This window comes from Streptomyces pratensis (genome assembly GCF_037137275.1).
GTDB lineage: Bacteria > Actinomycetota > Actinomycetes > Streptomycetales > Streptomycetaceae > Streptomyces > Streptomyces pratensis_B.
The window spans coordinates 131,309-146,549 of record NZ_JBBBEN010000102.1 but is presented as its reverse complement, the minus strand read 5'-3'; the positions used below and the strand labels follow the sequence as shown (position 1 = coordinate 146,549).

Genomic DNA, 15,241 nt, shown 5'->3' with positions numbered 1-15,241 from the left:
TCGGGCCCCTGGGCGTCAGAGCGCTCGGGCCAGCGGGCTGTGGTGACGCAACAGCCACTCGTGGTAGCCGCTCACCCGCCGCGCCGCCTCCCGGTAGGCGGCCTCCAACTCCTCGTACACCACCGCGACGTCCGCTCCCGGCCGGGAGACCAGGAGGAGTCGCACGGCGAGCGGGTCGCCCCGCAGCGGGCGGATCGCCATGTCGTCGCGCGGACCGGACGTGGGCTGACAGGGCGCGACGGCCTCGCCGAGCACGACGAGGGAGGCCGCGGTGAGGTAATCGCCGTGCAGGACCGGCGGGTCGAGCCCGGCCGCGCCGAGCACCCGGCGCACCCCCGCCCACTCGCCGTCCACTGTCGGATCGACCATCCAGGGGTCGCCGGCCAGGTCCCGCAGCTCCACCACACGGCTGCCGGCGGCCGGGTGGTCGCGGGAGAGCGAGATGAACTGCGGTTCGCGGTCGAGCAGGACGCGCCGCTCCAGGCCCTCCGGGACGGCGAGCGGGCTGCCCTCCACCTCGTGGACGAAGGCGACGTCCAGGCGGCCCGCCTGGACCGAGCGCAGCAGTTCACGCGCCGACACGTCGACCCGCAGGGCGATGTCGGTGCCGGGCAGGCTCGCCCGCAGTCGGCGCAGCCAGCCGCCGATGACCCGGCTCGCGGTCGAGCCGATGCGCAGCCGGGAGCCGGAGGGCCGGGCGGTGTCGGCCTCCGCCAGCGCTTCGGAGACCAGGGCGCTCATGCCGTCGACGAGCGGCCGGGCCCGGCTCAGGACGGTGCGCCCCAGAGGAGTCGGGCGGCAGCCGGTGCGCTCGCGGCGGAACAGCTCGGCTCCCAGCGCGTTCTCGATCCGCCGCAACTGGGTGGTCAGGGAGGGCTGGCTCACGCCGAGACGGCGGGCCGCCTGGTGCAGACTGCCCGCGTCGGCGATGGCGCACAACGCCCTGAGGTGTCTCACCTCAAGCTCCATGCAGCGGACACTATGACCGCCACGCCCCGCGCACCAGACGTCGCAACCCCACCAAACGACGGCAATTCAGGGGGTGTCGGGACGGCGGGTGCGGGGTGCTGCCGCATCGGGGACACGCACGGCGTCGAGGGCGGCCGGCTCGTGCCCGGGTGGGACCCCGGCGCGGGCGGGAGCGACGGTTCGACGCCGCCGGTGCGACGCGGCCCGGGGCGGCCGACGCTCGTGTCGGGCGGGGATAGGGCGGTGCTATCGCCGTCCGGCATCATCCCCGGCGGCGGCCCGCACCCCCACACTCTCCCCGTACCGCCCCGCGCTCCGTCCGCTCAGCGGACACCCCCACGGCGCGGGTTCACCCGACACGCAGGAGAACCCCCCATGAGACTCCTCAGCACCGCCATCGCCTCCGCCGCCGCCGGGCTCGTCCTCGTCGCCGCACTGGGCACCGCCCCCGTGGTCTCCGCCGCTCCGGGCCCCGCCGCTCCCCTGTCCTCGGCGGCCACCATCGCCGCGTACAACGGTTCGGGCGAGAACGCGGAGGCGAACCGCGCCTTCCTCGACGCCGTCATGAAGTCCGTCGCAGAGAAACGCGCCGCCAACCCGGGCGCGCAGGCGGTCACGGTCACCTACAACGCGTCGAGCGCGCCGTCCTTCCGCAGCCAGATAGCCAGCAGCACACGGATCTGGAACAGCTCGGTCTCCAACGTCCGCCTCCAGGAGGGCTCCAACGCCGACTTCCGGTACTACGAGGGCAATGACTCGCGGGGCTCCTACGCGAGCACCGACGGGCACGGCCGCGGCTACATCTTCCTGGACTACCGGCAGAACCAGCAGTACAACTCGACCCGCGTCACCACGCACGAGACCGGGCACGTCCTCGGACTGCCGGACCACTACTCCGGACCGTGCAGCGAGCTGATGTCCGGCGGCGGCCCCGGCCCGTCCTGCACCAACGCCATTCCGGACGCCAACGAGCGGGCCCGGGTGAACACCCTGTGGCGCAACGGCCTGGCCGCCCTCGCCCGCTCCGCCTCCTGACACCGGGCCCGCCGGGCCCCGTGCAGCACCATCCGTCGAGGGCGCCGGCCGGTCCCCTGCCCCGGGGCCGGCCGGCGCCCTCGCGCAGAAGCAGAAGGGGCCCGGGCCGGCTCCGCACGGCGTGCGCGGACGCGGCGGGGCCCCTTGCCCCTTTCCGACGGTCGGGCTCCCCTTCGCCGACGCGGGGCCCCGTAGGCCCGGCCGTACACGGCCTTCGGCCGGACTGGCCACGCCTCCGGCCGGGCGGGCTTGCCCCAGCGAAGGTCAGGTGCCCCAACGGCAAGGCGCGGAGAAGAACGGCGGGGCGGGCCGGCGCGGCGGAAGGGCGGTGCGCCTCAGGCCAGTTCCAGCGGGAAGGCCCCCCGGTGGCCGGTGCCCGCACCCTCGACCGGGCGTGCCTCGAACTCCCGGCAGCTCCAGATCTCCTGCACGAATCCGGTCCGCCGGTCCCACACGTCCAGGACGTCGTCCTCACCCGCCGTGTCCCGGTAGGCGTCCTTGGCTCCGCGGAAGCAGGCGAGACCGCCGGAGAAGCCGCGACCGGGGGCCGGGAAGTAGTCGGAGAAGGCGCAGGCTATGCAGGCCTGGAGGCGGACGCCGTCCGGCAGGGCCCTTTGCACGGCGGCCAGGGCCGCGGCGAGGTCGCTTTCCGCGCGGGCCGATTCGTACACCGCGCCGTCCAGGTGGAGGGCGAGGTGCAGGTCCGGGTCGGCCCGGCGCAGAGAGAGCAGGCAGCTGAGCGTGGCATGGCGGAGCGCACCCGCGACGAGGACGGGCAGCGGCAGGTCCCATTCCAGCACACAGTCGGTGAGCGCGCCGTCCGCGAGGGCGAACATCCCGCTCTCCGGCGGCATGCCCGCGACCGGGGCGAGGTCGTCGAAGCTCTCGCCCTCGAAGTCGACCCCTCTGATACGCATCCGGAGCTGCTGCCCGTCCGTGGTGAGGACGACGGCGTCACAACCCCTGCGGTCCCGGTACCAGCCGGACCACGACTCATCTGTCATGAGCAGGGACTGTAGCCCCTGCCATGTCCGGCTTCCGTCGGCCCCCTCCGGGGGCGGCTCACCCCGCGTGGGGTTCACGCCACATGGGCCACATGGACGGGCCGTCCGGCAGATCGACGGTGCGGCCCAGGAAGCGGAACCCCAGCCGCTCGTACAGCTTCCGGCTGCGGGCGCTGCTCGCCTCCAGATACGACGGCAGGCCCTCCCGGTCGCAGCGCTCCAGCTCCGCCCCGATCAGCTCCGCCCCGATGCCCTCCCCCTGGCGCTCGGGCGAGACGCCGATCATCAGCAGGTAGGCGTGTGCGCGGTCGTGCGGATGGACCGCTCCGGTGAGCCTGCCCACCAGTTCACAGCGCTCGTTGTCGGGGTCGGCGGTCCGGCGCATCAGGGCGGGCGTGGGGTCCTCCTCCTCGGGTGCTCCAGCGGGGACGGGCAGCCACAGGGCCACCGCCGCGTCGTCCTCTGCGATGTCGATGTGGCCCCCGGCGAGGGCGGCGTCCACGAACACACCGAGGAACGCGCCGTGCACCGCCCTCCGGTGCGCCTCTTCGGGAAACACCCAGACGCTCACCGGGTCATGGTGGAACGCCGCCTCCATGACCGAGACGACCAGGTCCCTGTCCCCCCGGCCCGCACGCTGTGTCCGTAAGCCCATGACCGACCGCCGCTCCTGTGAATCATCGCCTCAACCGACCTTCGGCATCCTAGAGTTGAGTAGGGCGCACCGGGGCCCGAAAGGCCGGTCAGCCCGTGCGCCGCGTGACGAATTCGGCCAGGGCGAGCAGGTCGCCCGCGCCGCTGGGGTCGGGGACCGCGCGGGAGAGGTGGTGGACCGCGCGGGACATCCGGTCGGCGGCGCAGGCCTGGGCCCAGTCCCGGCCGCCGGCCCGCTCCACGGCGTCCGCCGCCCGGTTCACCTCCGACGGGGTGGTCATGGCCCCCCGGTAGAGGGCGGCGAGCTCGGCGGCGGCCGGGACGCCCGAGGTGAGGGCGGCCACCACGGGCAAGGACTTCTTGTGGGCGACCAGATCCGCGCCGACGGGTTTGCCGGTGCGGGCCTGGTCCCCCCAGATGCCGATCAGGTCGTCGATGAGCTGGAAGGAGAGCCCCGCCTCCCGCCCGAACCCGTCCATGGCCCCGACCGCCCGGTCGTCGGCCCCCGCGTAGAGGGCTCCGAGCGCGCACGCGCAGCCCAGCAGGGCGCCTGTCTTGGCGGTCGCCATGGCCAGGCACGCGTCCAGCGTGACCTCGTCGGGGCCGCACTCCTCGAAGGCGCAGTCGGCCTGTTGTCCCGCGCACAGCTCGATGACACAGGAGGAGAGACGCGCGGCGGCCCGCGCCGCGGCCGGGTGCGCGTCCTCGACGAGCAGCCGCTGGGCGAGGGCGAGCATGGCGTCGCCGGTGAGGATGGCGTCCGGGATGCCGAAGATCGCCCAGGCGGTGGGCCGGTGCCTGCGGGTGGTGTCCTCGTCCATGACGTCGTCGTGGAGCAGGGTGAAGTTGTGCGCCAGTTCGACGGCGACGGCGGCCCGGACCGCCTGGTCGGGGTCGCCGCCGAGCGCGCGGGCGGCCGCCAGCACGAGCGCCGGCCGGACGGCCTTGCCTGCGTGGCCGGCTGCGGGCGTCCCGTCGGCGTTCGCCCAACCGAAGTGGTACATCGCGACCCGCCGTATGCCCCCGGGCAGCGACTCCACGGCCGATCGCAGGTGCGGGTCGACGACGGCACGGGTGCGCTCCAGGAGCGCGGCGGCCTCGTGCCCTTCCGTCGCTGCGTCCGTACTGGTCATGGTCACGGTGACTCCCTGGGGCGGTGCGGTGGGTGCGGGCCCGGGGGCCGGACGGTGGTGGCAGCCGCCCGGCCCCCGGGTGACTCGGTGTCAACGCCAGCGGCTGACCTCGACGTTCTCCAGCACCCCCAGGGCATCCGGCACCAGGATGGCGGCGGAGTAGTACGCCGTCACGAGGTAGGAGATGATCGCCTGCTCGTCGATGCCCATGAAGCGGACCGAGAGACTCGGCTCGATCTCGTCGGGAATGCCGGTCTGCTGGAGGCCGACGACACCCTGTTCCGCCTCCCCGGTCCTCATGCAGATGATCGAGGTGGTGCGGGCGTCGGTGACCGGGATCTTGTTGGACGGGAAGATCGGCACCCCGCGCCAGGCAGGCACGTGGTGGCCGCCGATGTCCACACTCTCGGGGACGAGTCCGCGCCGGTTGCACTCGCGGCCGAAGGCGGCGATGGCACGCGGATGGGCCAGGAAGAGCTTCGAGCCACGGCGCCGTGAGAGCAGCTCGTCCATGTCGTCCGGGCTGGGTGCCCCGTCGTGCGGCTGGAGCCGCTGCCCGTAGTCGCAGTTGTTGAGCAGCCCGAACTCCCGGTTGTTGATCAGCTCGTGCTCCTGGCGCTCGCGCAGCGCCTCGACCGTGAGCCGCAACTGCTGCTCGGTCTGGTTCATCGGCTGGTTGTAGAGGTCGGCGACCCGGCTGTGCACCTTGAGCACCGTCTGGGCGACGCTCAGTTCGTACTCGCGGGGGGCCGCCTCGTAGTCGACGAAGGTGTGCGGGACGACCGCCTCTCCCACATGGCCGGCGGAGAGGTCGATCGCCGCCTCGCCGTAGCGGTTGGTCCGCTGGTGCGGGATGGAGAGCAGACCGGTGAGGTGGCCCTGGAGCGACGCGGCGCGCTCGGCGAGGTTGTACACATCGGCACGGCTCAGCGTCAGGAGCGTGCACGGGGTGACGGCGCGGGCGGTGTACTCCCAGACCGCTCCTCCGTCGATCAGGCTCTGGTCGCCGAAGTACGCGCCGTCGGCGAGGACGCCCAGCTCGGCCTCGTCCCCGTAGGGTCCGGCGCCGATCTTCTCGACCTTGCCGTGCGCCAGCAGGAAGACCCGGTCCGCCGCCTCCCCCGAAGCGGCGAGCACCTCTCCCGCGGCCACGTCCCGCTGCTCGCACCTGCGGGCCAGCTCGGCGAGGACCTCCTCGTCCCCGAAGCCCCGCAGAGCGGGCAGCTCTCCCAGCTCGGCGGGGACCACGGCCACCCGGTCCCCGGTCTGGACGAAGGTCACCCGGCCGTCACCGACCGCATAGCTGAGCCGGCGGTTCACCCGGTACGTACCGCCCTGCACCTGCACCCAAGGCAGCATCTTCAGCAGCCACCGCGACGAGATCTCCTGCATCTGCGGCGCGGATTTGGTGGTCGTCGCGAGGTTCCGCGCAGCCGCCGTCCCCAGACTCTGCTGCGGCGGCGCCTGCGTGTCGCGGACCTCTTCACCAACGGACATCTGACGTCCTCTCAATCATGGTCTGACCTGCGAGGAAAAGCCTTTCAGCACAGAGGCTCGGCGCGCCATTACACAAAAGAGTGTGACTAATCAGCCTTCGAATGGGGCACGTTGGCCCGCGCCGCCCGGCAGCCCAGTAAAGTTGCATCAGGGATGCCATTTATCTAGAGTGACCGCATGCGGCTGACGAGATTCACCGACGTGGCGCTCCGCGTCCTCATGCGACTGGCGGTCGCCGAGGCCGGAGACCCGCCGACCACCCGCGAGGTGGCGGCCGCCATGCGCGTGCCGTACACGCACACCGCGAAGGTCGTCGCCCGGCTCCAGCACCTCGACCTCCTCGACGCCCGCCGCGGCCGGGGCGGCGGGCTCACGCTGACCGCCACCGGACGCGCCGCCTCCATCGGCTCGCTGGTCCGGGAGCTGGAGGGGGCGGAGGAGGTCGTGGAGTGCGAGGGCGACACGCCCTGCCCGCTCCGCTCCGGCTGCCGGCTGCGCGGCGCGCTGCGCCAGGCCCAGGAGGCGTTCTACGCCTATCTCGATCCGATCACCGTCACCGATCTCGTGGCATCGCCCACCGGACCGCTGCTGCTCGGGATCGGCAGCGGACCGCCGCCCGACTGATCAGCCGCCCCGCCCGAGCGGGCCTCGACCGCCGACCGGGATCGCTCCACGCCCGTAAATATGCATGTGCCGTGCTCATTGACCGACCGGGCGACCGACCGGGTGAACCGAACAGCCGGCCGGACGGCACACGACCCTTCGAAGGAGTCTCCTGCCATGCTCTCCGACCGGTCCACCGCGACAGTCCGCGCCACCCTCCCCACGGTCGGCGCGGCCATCGGGGACATCGCCGACCTCTTCTACGAGAAGCTCTTCGCCGCCCATCCCGAACTGCTGCGCGATCTGTTCAACCGCGGCAACCAGGCCTCCGGGGACCAGCGGCGGGCGCTCGCCGGCTCCATCGCGGCGTTCGCGACCCAGCTGGTCGAGCGACCCGGCACCCGGCCCGACGTGATGCTCAACCGGATCGCCCACAAGCACGCCTCCCTCGGCGTGACCCCGGCCCAGTACGAAGTGGTGCACACCCATCTCTTCGCCGCCATCGCCGACGTCCTGGGCGACGCCGTCACCCCTGAGGTCGCCGCCGCCTGGGACGAGGTCTACTGGCTGATGGCGGGCGCCCTCACAGCCGTGGAGGAGCGGCTCCGCGCGCAGCAGGGCGTCCTGGCGGGCGATGTGTGGCACAGCTGGGAGGTCGCCGCCCGCACGGAGGAGACCGAGGACGTCGCCACCTTCCGCCTGCGCCCGGCCGACGGCACGCCCCCGCCCGCCTTCCGGCCCGGCCAGTACGTCTCCGTTCAGGTGGAGCTTCCCGACGGGGCCCGCCAGATACGCCAGTACAGCCTGTCCAGCGCCCCCGGCTCGCCGCTGCGGTCGATCACCGTCAAGCGCGTGCGCGGCCAGGGCGCCCCCGACGGCGAGGTGTCCCGGCACCTGCACGAGCACACCCGGCCGGGCGACCTGCTGCGTGTCTCCGCCCCCTACGGGGACCTGGTGCTCGACCGCCTGGACGCGCCGCTGCTGCTGGCCTCTGCGGGGATCGGCTGCACACCGATGCTGTCGATGCTCGGCCACCTCGCCGAACAGGGCCACCGCGGCCCGGTCACCGTCGTGCACGGCGACCGCTCCCCGGCCGACCACGCACTGCGCGCCGACCACGTCCGGCTCACCGGCGAGCTCCCGGACGCGGAGGCGCACTTCTGGTACGAGACCCCGCCGGCCGGGCACCCGGCGAACCGCACCGGGCTCGTCGACCTGGACGGCGTCACCGTGCTGCCGGGCGCCCACGCCTACCTGTGCGGGCCGCTCCCCTTCATGCGCGCCGTCCGCGCCCGGCTGCTGGACGCCGGGGTGCGCCCCGCCGACATCCACTACGAGGTGTTCGGCCCCGACCTCTGGCTGGCCGCCTCCTGAGGGAGGCGACAATGGGCGGGTGAACCGCCCGCCCCGCCTCGACGCCCTCCTGCGACCCCGGGTGCCGTCCCCGCTGCGCGAGGCCGACGACGAGCGCTTCGCCCGCCACGGCGTCACCCTGCTCCTCAAGCGGGACGATCTGATCCACCCGGACCTGCCGGGCAACAAGTGGCGCAAACTCGCGCTCAACCTGGAGGCGGCCGGCGGGCGTCCCGTCCTGACGTTCGGCGGCGCGTACTCCAACCACCTGCGGGCCACCGCGGCGGCCGGACGGCTGCTGGGCTTCCCCACCATCGGCGTGGTCCGGGGCGACGAACTGGCGCACCGGCCGCTCAACCCGTCGCTGGCCCGGTGCGCGGCCGACGGGATGCGCCTGCACTTCGTGGACCGTACGACGTACCGGGCGAAGGCGTCCTCCGAAGTCCTGGAGGGGCTGCTGAGCCTGTTCGGGGACGTCCAGGTCATCCCGGAGGGCGGCAGCAACGCCCTGGCCGCACAGGGCTGCACGGCGCTGGGGGGCGAGCTGGCCCGCGAGGTCGAGGTGGCGGCCGTGGCCTGCGGGACCGGGGGCACCCTCGCCGGGCTCGCCGCCGGCCTGGGCCCCGGGCAGCAGGCGCTGGGAGTCCCCGTACTGCGCGGCGGCTTCCTCGGCCGCGAGGTGGAGCGGCTCCAGCGCGAGGCGTTCGGCGGACCGGCCGGGACCTGGTCGCTGGACGAGCGCTTCTCCTTCGGCGGCTACGCCCGCACCACCCCGGAGCTGGAGGCGTTCGCCGCGGACTTCGAGGACCGGCACGGGCTGCCCGTGGAGCGTGTCTACGTCGCCAAACTGCTCTTCGCGCTGACCGCGCTGACCGAGGAGGGGGCCTTCCCGCGCGGCGCCCGGGTGGCTGCCGTCATCACCGGCGCCCGCGACGCGCCGCCCGCGCGGACGGCCGGGGCCCACTTCTAGGGGGTGCGCCGGCGGCCCGCACCAGAAGGACGGCGAGACCGCCGGGGCCGTGCACCCGTTCGGCCGCCGTGTGACGCCACGAAGGAACCCCGAGGCAGAGCCCCGGCTGCCCGGTCGGGCACGTCGGCCGTCGCGCCGCCGCACCGCCTCGGCACACCAACCGGACGCCGCCGGCCGCGGCCGGTCCGCCCCGGCGCCCGCCGCCTCCGACCGGGCGGCGGGGCGGACCGGCGCCGCGAGGACGGTTCGATCGCCTGACGTCTGGGTACGTCAATCCGGCGCTGGTTCTTCGCAATTGGACGCCGCAGACCCCTAGCCACTGTGCGTACTCATGGGCTTACCATGTGTAACGGCCGGAAAGCGGGGCCCGTACGACACGGCATCATGTATCCGATAGCGTCGCCGAGCTGAGAACCGTCGACCGACCACATGGCTCCGGGCCACCCTTCCCGAAGCCTCGAAAGAGTTTGTGCCACCTTGGAGGTGAGGGTGTCCCAGATCGCAGGCGAGCCCGGGAATCAGGACTTCGTGGAAGTCCGGCTGCCCGCTGCGGGTGCCTACCTGTCGGTGCTGAGAACGGCCACGGCCGGTCTCGCAGCGCGTTTGGACTTCACGCTCGACGAGATCGAGGACCTTCGCATCGCGGTCGACGAGGCCTGCGCGATCCTGCTCCAGCAGGCCGTGCCGGGCTCCGTCCTCAGCTGCGTGTTCCGCCTCGTCGACGACTCCCTCGAAGTGACGGTGTCGGCCCCCACCACGGACGGTCGCGCGCCCGAGCGCGACACCTTCGCCTGGACGGTGCTCTCCGCGCTGGCCGGCAAGGTCGACTCCACGGTCGCCGACGACCGTACGGTCAGCATCAGCCTCTACAAACAGCGCGGCGCGGGCCCCGGGCCGGCGTGAGCGAGGGGAACGGGGACGGTCCTGTGCGGGATGAGACGATCCGACCCGGGGTGGCGCGCCCAGCGGGCGTCCCGGAGCAGCAGGCCCGGCCGCATCCAGTGGACGGAGCGGACGGGCCCGAGAGCCTCGACGTCGCGGTGGAGCAGCAGTCGCAGGCAGAGCGGGCGGGCCAGATGAGCGAGCACGGGCACCACGATCCACACGACCGCAGCGGGGCGCGCGCCCTGTTCGTCGAGCTGAGGGAGTTGCCCGACGGGTCCACCGCGAAGGCGGAGCTGCGCAACCGGCTGGTGCGGATGCACCTGCCGCTGGTGGAGCATCTGGCGCGCCGTTTCCGCAATCGCGGCGAGCCCCTGGACGACCTGACCCAGGTCGCCACCATCGGGCTGATCAAGTCGGTGGACCGGTTCGACCCGGACCGGGGCGTGGAGTTCTCGACGTACGCCACCCCCACGGTCGTCGGCGAGATCAAGCGCCACTTCCGGGACAAGGGCTGGGCGGTGCGGGTGCCGCGCCGCCTCCAGGAGCTGCGGCTGTCGCTGACCACGGCCACCGCGGAGCTCTCCCAGCAGCACGGCCGCTCGCCGACCGTGCACGAGCTGGCCGAGCGGCTCGGCATCTCCGAGGAGGAGGTGCTGGAGGGCCTGGAGTCGGCCAACGCGTACAGCACGCTGTCGCTGGACGTGCCGGACACCGACGACGAGTCCCCCGCGGTCGCCGACACCCTGGGCTCGGAGGACGAGGCGCTGGAGGGCGTGGAGTACCGGGAGTCGCTCAAGCCGCTCCTGGAAGACCTGCCGCCGCGCGAGAAGCGCATCCTGTTGCTGCGCTTCTTCGGGAACATGACCCAGTCGCAGATCGCGCAGGAGGTCGGCATCTCGCAGATGCACGTCTCGCGACTGCTGGCCCGCACTCTGGCGCAACTGCGCGAACGGCTGCTCGTCGAGGAGTAGCCCGCCGTTCAGGCGTCGGAGCCCGCCGGCCCCCGGTGGATGCCCAGGGCCCGGGCGGTCGCCGGGTTCAGGACGAGCACCAGACCGGTCACGGCGACCGCGGCCACCACGATTCCGGTGGGGATCAGGCCGCCCTGCGAGCGCAGCAGCGTCCAGGCCACCGGCAGCGCCATGATCTGGGTGATCAGCGCGGGGCCCCGGCTCCAGCTGCGCAGCAGCAGCAGGCCGCGTGCGGCGAACAGCGGGATCGCGCCGAGGGCGATGAGGGTGATGCCGACCGTCTCCGCCTGCTGCGGGCTCTCGGGGCGTCCGAGCACCCCCATGACCAGCAGATAGATCCCGCCGAGGGCCAGCGCCGCGCCTTCGAGGGCGTTGATCCCGGAGAGGGCGGTGATCCTGGTCGGGCGCCGCACCGCGGAGGGCGACGGGGAGGACGGTGTCTGCTGAGTGCTCACGCCCTTCAGATTGGCATCCCGGACGCCGGGAAGCGAAGCCGGGGTGTGCGGGCGCGGCCGCGGCAGGCCCTCGGCGACCACGCTCCGTCACCCCTCGGGAGCGCAGTGAACCGGGACTTCGGGGCCGAACCGCCCGGTAGGTAGTCTGGCGGCATGCGCGCACTCCTCGTGGTCAACCCAGCTGCTACCACCACCAGCGCGCGTACCCGTGACGTGCTCATCCACGCTCTGGCGAGCGAGATGAAGCTTGAGGCGGTGACCACCGAGTACCGGGGCCACGCCCAGGACCTGGGGCGCCGGGCCGCCGAGAGCGACGATGTCGACCTGGTGGTCGCCCTCGGCGGCGACGGCACGGTGAACGAGGTCGTGAACGGGCTGCTGCACCACGGCCCCGACGTGGACGGTCTGCCGAAGCTCGCGGTGGTCCCGGGCGGCTCCACCAATGTGTTCGCGCGGGCCCTGGGGCTGCCCAACGACGCGGTGGAGGCCACCGGCGCGATTCTGGACGCCCTGGCGAACCGGAGCGAGCGCACGGTCGGCCTGGGGCTGGCGGCCGGCACGGCGGGCACGGCGGACGAGTCCGTTCCCCAACGCTGGTTCACTTTCTGCGCCGGTCTCGGATTCGACGCGGGGGTCATCGGCCGGGTCGAACAGAAGCGCGAGGGCGGTAAGCGTTCGACGCACGCCCTTTACGTACGCCAGGTGGTGCGCCAGTTCCTGAACGAGGCCCACCGCCGGCACGGGACGATCACGCTGGACGTGCCCGGCGAGGACCCGGTCACCGACCTCGCGCTCTCCATAATCTGCAACACCGCCCCCTGGACCTACCTGGGCAATCGTCCGATGTACGCCGCCCCGAAGGCCTCCTTCGACACGGCGCTGGACGTCCTCGGGCTGAAGCGCCTCTCCACTCCGGCGGTGGCCCGGTACGGCACCCAGCTGCTCACTTCCAGCCCCGAGAAGGGGCCGCGCGGCAAGCACGCCGTTTCACGGCATGACCTCACCGACTTCACCTTGCATTCAAAGGTTCCACTGCCCTTCCAGATGGACGGCGACCACCTGGGACTGCGTACGAGCGTGACGTTCACAGGCGTACGCCGTGCACTGCGTGTGATTGTGTGAGTGGAAGGGCCTAAAGTCCTTTAACTCGAACGTTTGGGCTGGGCCCCACCCCTAAGAAGTACGGCTGTGACCTAGTCGACACCGAGGAATCAAAAAAAACTTTCCAGAAGGGGTTGTATCCGCCGCCGAGGTTTGCGAATCTCTACATGGCGATCGGGACGGCCCGCAACACCGGCCTCCACTGAGAGCCAGAACCCCTCCTCACCTCACAGACCACACCCAGTTCACCTGGGGGTCGGCCCGTCATCTGCGGGGGGATTCGTGAAAGCGTTCACATTCACAAGCAACAAGCGTGTAATACCAAGGAGAGGTAGCAGCCATGGACTGGCGTCACAACGCCGTTTGTCGTGAGGAAGACCCCGAGCTGTTCTTCCCCATCGGCAACACCGGTCCTGCGCTGCTGCAGATCGAGGAAGCCAAGGCTGTCTGCCGCCGCTGCCCCGTCATGGAGCAGTGCCTGCAGTGGGCGCTCGAGTCCGGCCAGGACTCCGGCGTCTGGGGTGGCCTCAGCGAGGACGAGCGCCGCGCAATGAAGCGCCGCGCCGCTCGCAACCGGGCGCGTAACGCCAGCGCCTGAGCGACCCCGCACCAAGCCTCAGCCCGGCGGCGCGTACGGAGCGTACGCACAGCCCCGCCTTCGAGTCGCAGCGCGCAGTACCCCGAAGCGCATCGCAACGTGAGCACCACGGAGCGGGCCCGGACCGTCACCTCGGTCCGGGCCCGCTCTGCTGTGTGCGCCCCTCGGGCTACTTGTCGCCGCGGACCGGGAGGTCGAGCACCACCTGGGCCCCGCCCCCCTGCGCCGGGACCATGTCGAACGTGCCGCCCAACTCGCCCTCCACCAGCGTTCGCACGATCTGGAGGCCCAGGTTGCCGGCCTTCTTGGGGTCGAACCCCTCGGGCAGGCCGCGCCCGTCGTCGGTGACGGTGATCAGCAGGCGCCCCTCGGTCGGCGATCCGCCGCGCACGGCGGCGACCTCGACCGTGCCGTGGTCGGCCACCGCGAACGCGTGTTCCAGGGCGTTCTGCAGCACCTCGGTGAGCACCATGGAGAGCGGAGTGGCCACTTCGGCGTCGAGGATGCCGAAGCGTCCGGTGCGCCGGCAGGTCACCTTGCCGGGGGAGATCTCCGAGACCATGGCGATGACCCGGTCGGCGATCTCGTCGAACTCGACGCGCTCGTCCAGATTCTGGGACAGCGTCTCATGGACGATGGCGATCGAACCGACGCGCCGGACCGCCTCGTTGAGCGCTTCGCGCCCCTGCTCCGAATCCATCCGGCGGGCCTGGAGGCGCAACAGCGCCGCCACCGTCTGGAGGTTGTTCTTCACCCGGTGGTGGATCTCCCGGATGGTCGCGTCCTTGGTGATCAACTCGCGCTCGCGTCGGCGCAGTTCGGTGACGTCCCGCAGCAGGACCAGGGAGCCGATACGGACGCCCTTGGGCTTGAGCGGGATGGCCCGCAGCTGGATCACCCCGCCCGCGCACTCGACCTCGAACTCGCGGGGCGCGTAACCGCTGGCCACCTTGACCAGCGCCTCGTCCACCGGCCCCCGGGACGGGGCCAGTTCGGCGGTGGTGGTGCCGAGGTGATGGCCGACCAGGTCGGAGGCGAGGCCGAGCCGGTGGTAGGCGGAGAGGCCGTTGGGGCTGGCGTACTGGACGACTCCGTCCGCGTCGAGCCGGATCAGGCCGTCGCCCACCCGCGGGGAGGCGTCCATGTCGACCTGCTGCCCGGGGAAGGGAAAGGCTCCGGCGGCGATCATCTGGGCGAGGTCGGAGGCGGACTGGAGGTAGGTGAGCTCCAGACGGGACGGGGTGCGCACGGTGAGCAGGTTGGTGTTGCGGGCGATGACGCCGAGCACCCGGCCCTCGCGGCGCACGGGGATGGACTCCACCCGTACGGGCACCTCCTCGCGCCACTCCGGGTCGCCCTCGCGCACGATCCGGCCCTCGTCCAGGGCCGCGTCCAGCAGCGGGCGGCGGCCCCGCGGCACCAGGTGGCCGACCATGTCGTCCTGGTAGGAGGTGGGACCGGTGTTGGGGCGCATCTGGGCCACGGAGACGTAGCGGGCGCCGTCGCGGGTCGGCACCCACAGCACGAGGTCGGCGAAGGACAGGTCGGAGAGCAGCTGCCACTCCGAGACCAGCAGATGGAGCCACTCGAGGTCGGTATCGCTCAGAGCGGTGTGCTGGTGGACGAGGTCGTTCATGGAGGGCACGTGTGGAGCGTACCCGTGGTCACCGACAGCGTTCGAACCGCTCGCGGTCGAAGCGGCCGCGGCGGGGCGGGACCGGTGGGGCGGGGCCGGGGCCCGTCGGCCCGTGGCCATGGACAGGGCCCGGCGCCCGGCCGGAGAATGTCGTGCACACCGATGGACACGGGCAATTGGTCTAGTCCACAATGAAGGCATCATGAACCTCCGCTCTCCCCGCACAGGAGAGCGGACCGAGGCACCCGGCGCTCTCTGCCCTGACCGCGCCGGCGCCTCACCGCGGCCGTCGGCACCGCACACCGCCGGCCGCAGGGCCTGTCTTTTGGAACCGGCCGGACCAGCGAGCCCGGCCGGTTCCGAAAGGCAGGCCCACG

The 15,241-nt window shown here is 72.4% G+C and carries 15 protein-coding genes; 8 read left to right on the top strand and 7 right to left on the bottom strand.

Annotation, left to right across the window (positions count from 1 at the left end; genetic code table 11):
* Window positions 1–15: 15 nt before the first annotated feature.
* Window positions 16–969 (bottom strand): LysR family transcriptional regulator, encoded by a 954-nt coding sequence (locus tag V9U70_RS27810; RefSeq protein WP_336679687.1) that lies wholly within the window; start codon window positions 967–969, stop codon window positions 16–18.
* 375 nt (window positions 970–1,344) lie between these two features.
* Between V9U70_RS27810 and snpA the strand changes: the two genes are divergently transcribed.
* Window positions 1,345–2,004 carry a snapalysin gene (snpA, locus tag V9U70_RS27805; RefSeq protein ID WP_336679685.1) on the top strand — a complete coding sequence of 220 codons (660 nt, stop codon included), beginning with the start codon at window positions 1,345–1,347 and terminating at the stop codon, window positions 2,002–2,004.
* Between the two features lie 335 nt (window positions 2,005–2,339).
* On the opposite strand, the gene V9U70_RS27800 is transcribed toward snpA, so the two are convergent.
* From V9U70_RS27800 to V9U70_RS27785, 4 genes are all read right to left on the bottom strand, one after another.
* On the bottom strand, window positions 2,340–3,008 hold the full coding sequence (locus V9U70_RS27800; RefSeq protein WP_336679683.1) for a DUF6304 family protein: 669 nt from the start codon (window positions 3,006–3,008) through the stop codon (window positions 2,340–2,342).
* A 58-nt stretch (window positions 3,009–3,066) separates the two neighbouring features.
* Window positions 3,067–3,663 (bottom strand): GNAT family N-acetyltransferase, encoded by a 597-nt coding sequence (locus tag V9U70_RS27795; RefSeq protein ID WP_336679681.1) that lies wholly within the window; start codon window positions 3,661–3,663, stop codon window positions 3,067–3,069.
* An 88-nt stretch (window positions 3,664–3,751) separates the two neighbouring features.
* Window positions 3,752–4,795, bottom strand: a complete 1,044-nt coding sequence (locus V9U70_RS27790) for a family 2 encapsulin nanocompartment cargo protein polyprenyl transferase (RefSeq protein ID WP_336679680.1) — start codon at window positions 4,793–4,795, stop codon at window positions 3,752–3,754.
* Window positions 4,796–4,885: 90 nt separating this feature from the next.
* Window positions 4,886–6,292 carry a family 2B encapsulin nanocompartment shell protein gene (locus V9U70_RS27785; protein ID WP_336679678.1) on the bottom strand — a complete coding sequence of 469 codons (1,407 nt, stop codon included), beginning with the start codon at window positions 6,290–6,292 and terminating at the stop codon, window positions 4,886–4,888.
* Between the two features lie 177 nt (window positions 6,293–6,469).
* Here V9U70_RS27785 and V9U70_RS27780 point away from each other — a divergent pair, with 177 nt between their 5' ends.
* The 5 genes from V9U70_RS27780 (at window position 6,470) to V9U70_RS27760 (ending at window position 11,074) form a co-directional block, all read left to right on the top strand.
* On the top strand, window positions 6,470–6,916 hold the full coding sequence (locus V9U70_RS27780; RefSeq protein ID WP_336679676.1) for an RrF2 family transcriptional regulator: 447 nt from the start codon (window positions 6,470–6,472) through the stop codon (window positions 6,914–6,916).
* Between the two features lie 156 nt (window positions 6,917–7,072).
* The gene (locus tag V9U70_RS27775; protein WP_336679674.1) at window positions 7,073–8,269 is read left to right on the top strand and encodes a globin domain-containing protein; all 1,197 of its coding nucleotides are present in this window, start codon (window positions 7,073–7,075) and stop codon (window positions 8,267–8,269) included.
* 19 nt (window positions 8,270–8,288) lie between these two features.
* Window positions 8,289–9,218, top strand: coding sequence for a 1-aminocyclopropane-1-carboxylate deaminase/D-cysteine desulfhydrase (locus tag V9U70_RS27770; RefSeq protein WP_336679673.1), 930 nt, complete (start codon window positions 8,289–8,291; stop codon window positions 9,216–9,218).
* A 489-nt stretch (window positions 9,219–9,707) separates the two neighbouring features.
* On the top strand, window positions 9,708–10,121 hold the full coding sequence (locus V9U70_RS27765) for an ATP-binding protein (RefSeq protein ID WP_003966375.1): 414 nt from the start codon (window positions 9,708–9,710) through the stop codon (window positions 10,119–10,121).
* Window positions 10,118–11,074 (top strand): RNA polymerase sigma factor SigF, encoded by a 957-nt coding sequence (locus V9U70_RS27760; protein ID WP_419724042.1) that lies wholly within the window; start codon window positions 10,118–10,120, stop codon window positions 11,072–11,074. The genes V9U70_RS27765 and V9U70_RS27760 overlap by 4 nt, the downstream gene beginning before the upstream one ends.
* Before the next feature lie 8 nt (window positions 11,075–11,082).
* Here the strand turns inward: V9U70_RS27760 and V9U70_RS27755 are convergent, their stop codons facing one another.
* Window positions 11,083–11,529 (bottom strand): hypothetical protein, encoded by a 447-nt coding sequence (locus V9U70_RS27755; protein WP_336679669.1) that lies wholly within the window; start codon window positions 11,527–11,529, stop codon window positions 11,083–11,085.
* Window positions 11,530–11,682: 153 nt separating this feature from the next.
* Here V9U70_RS27755 and V9U70_RS27750 point away from each other — a divergent pair, with 153 nt between their 5' ends.
* Both V9U70_RS27750 and V9U70_RS27745 read left to right on the top strand, forming a co-directional pair.
* Entirely contained in the window at window positions 11,683–12,651 is a 969-nt protein-coding gene (locus V9U70_RS27750; RefSeq protein ID WP_336679668.1) for a diacylglycerol/lipid kinase family protein, read from the top strand.
* A 319-nt stretch (window positions 12,652–12,970) separates the two neighbouring features.
* A complete protein-coding gene (locus V9U70_RS27745; protein ID WP_003953983.1) occupies window positions 12,971–13,228 on the top strand; it encodes a WhiB family transcriptional regulator in 258 nt (85 codons plus the stop codon).
* A gap of 169 nt (window positions 13,229–13,397) precedes the next feature.
* Here V9U70_RS27745 and V9U70_RS27740 read toward each other — a convergent pair whose 3' ends face one another.
* Window positions 13,398–14,864, bottom strand: coding sequence for a sensor histidine kinase (locus V9U70_RS27740; RefSeq protein ID WP_336680118.1), 1,467 nt, complete (start codon window positions 14,862–14,864; stop codon window positions 13,398–13,400).
* Window positions 14,865–15,241: the final 377 nt, after the last annotated feature.